General features: G+C 54.9%; 1 protein-coding gene. It reads left to right on the top strand.

Translation table 11 applies throughout. The features are described 5' to 3' along the window. Positions 1–2,395: site-specific DNA-methyltransferase (locus NW858_RS11520; protein ID WP_414520547.1), on the top strand; the 2,395-nt coding region annotated here is incomplete at its 5' end. Between the last annotated feature and the right edge of the window lie 142 nt (positions 2,396–2,537).

Below are 2,537 nucleotides of genomic sequence, written 5' to 3'. Positions count from 1 at the left end.
GATTTATATCGACCCGCCCTACGGCATCAAGTACGGCTCCAACTTCCAACCCTTTGTCAACAAACGCGATATCAAGGACGGCGACGACGAAGACCTCACCGCCGAACCAGAACAGATTAAGGCGTTCCGCGACACTTGGGAGCTGGGCATACATTCGTATCTTAGCTACCTGCGCGACCGCCTACTGCTCGCCCGCGAACTGCTGACTGAAAGCGGTAGCATCTTCGTGCAAATCGGCGACGAGAATGTGCACTATGTACGATGCCTAATGGACGAAGTGTTTGGCAGGGAGAATTTTTGTGGTCAGATTACCTTTAGAAAGACAATAGGTCAAACCTCACAACTGTTAGCTGGAGTTGCAGACTATCTACTTTGGTACTGCAAAGATAAGAAAAAGGTTAAGTTCAACAAACTCCTGCGCGAGCGCCGTGCGTATGAGTTCGAGAACGCCTATCGCTTTCGCGAGACTCGTAACGGTAGTTTAGTTTCATCAAAACATGGTGAGGGCGAGCCTGTTCAGCTTACAACTCCATCCTCCCAAACTGGATCAGAAAATTCTCGCTTTGATTTTGAATTATTCGGTGTCATTTATTCTCCTCCGCGAAGTCGTGGATGGTCTACAAATGAGCAAGGGATGAATCGCCTGAAAATGGCGAACCGTTTGTCTTCTATTAATAAAACTCTCGTTTATAAAAGATACCTAAAAGATGCTGACAAGGTGAGGCTGACACTATTATGGGACGACACCATGCAGAGTACCTTTGCACCAGAAAACATATATGTAGTCCAAACATATTCGAAAGTCGTTCAGCGCTGCATCCTGATGACCACAGACCCAGGCGATTTGGTGTTTGACCCGACCTGCGGCTCGGGTACCACTGCCTATTGTGCGGAGAAGTGGGGCAGGCGGTGGATTACTTGCGACACATCGCGCGTGGCTGTTATGATTGCCAAGCAGCGGCTGATGACCGCCGTCTTCGAGTACTACGAGCTGGCGCATCCCAACGAGGGCGTGAGCAGCGGCTTCAAGTATAAAACCGTGCCCCATATCACGCTCAGGTCAATTGCCAACAATCAGGAGATTGACAGAATCTATGCCCAAATGCACCCATCCATAGAGAAGGCGCTGGAGAAGCTCCACCGTGCGCTCAAAGGCAAGCCGATAAAGTTCAAAGTTGCGCAAGGGGCTCGCGAAGGAATGGTTGTGGACTTTGCTGCCCCTGACAGCAAAACGCACACGCTGCCGTCCAAGCAAGTGGTGCGCGTCAACGAACTTCTGGAGTGGGAAGTGCCGTATGAATTCCCTGCGGACTGGCCGAAGGGTGCGCGGTCAGCCTTTGAGCAGTTTCACAACGCGCGATGCAAGATGCAACGCGCTATCGACGAGGCGATTGCCCGCCATGCGCCCCAAGAGACGCTTTACGACCAACCGCTTGTCGACGACTCGAAGGTGCGCGTGACGGGACCGTTCACCGTGGAGGCAGTGCCTGCTCCTGCGGCCTTGTCGGTGGACGAGATTCTGGAGCCTCGACCTGCGCCTGCTGACGCATCGATTGCTCGCTCAGGCGAGACGCTGCGTCAAGCCGAGTGGCGCGACGAGCTGTACAAGACAGGTATTCGGGGCAAGCAAGGGCAACGCATTCGGTTCGCGCGGTTGGAGCCGCTGCCTGGCTGCCGCTTCCTGCACGCGATAGGCGAAACCCTGCCCAGCAATGAGAACGCCGACGCTATACACACAGACGCGCCCGACTCTACCCCTATGCGCGTGGTGGTTTCCTTCGGTCCCGAGTATGCGCCATTAGAGCAGCGGCAGGTGGAGCAAGCCCATGAGGAGGCGCTAACGCTGGTGCCGACGCCGCAAATCGTTGTCTTCGCCGCATTCCAGATCGATGCAGAAGCCGCGAAGGACATCGACGAGACCAAGTGGCCTGGCGTGACACTCCTCAAGGTGCAGATGAACGCCGACCTGCTCACTGAAGATCTGAAAAAGAAACGCGCCAGCAACGAGTCGTTTTGGCTGATAGGGCAGCCCGATGTGGAAATCCTCAAACGCGACTGTAAGTACATCGTGAAAGTGCACGGTTTCGACTACTATAACACAAGAACTGGTCAAGTCGAATCGGGCGGCGCGGACAAGATTGCTGTCTGGATGCTCGATACCGACTACGACGGGCGTTGCCTCTACCCGCGTCAGGTGTTTTTCCCGCTGGCGGACAAAAACGGGGGCTGGGCGCGCCTCGCAAAGAGTCTCAAAGCGGAACTCGATGAGTCGCTTATCGAGAAGTATCGAGGCACAGAGTCGCTGCCTTTCGAAGTGGGGGAATACAAGCGTATCGCGGTCAAGATTGTCGACGACCGCGGCGTCGAGAGCCTCAAGGTGATGTATGTACCGTAGAGGTGGTAGCCCGATGAGCAAGCGCACTATCGATCGACTGATCATCAACTCGCCTTACGAGGAGCCAAAACAGCACTGGCGCTACGAGCGTAAGCCGCGCTCGTTCCGCCTTGTTGCGGGACGCCGTCGCGCGGGATACCTT

The sequence above is a fragment of the Synechococcus sp. H55.10 genome, from assembly GCF_047502715.1.
Lineage (GTDB): Bacteria > Cyanobacteriota > Cyanobacteriia > Thermostichales > Thermostichaceae > Thermostichus.
Note: the sequence above shows the minus strand (reverse complement) of the source record. Positions and strands in the feature narration are given on the sequence as shown.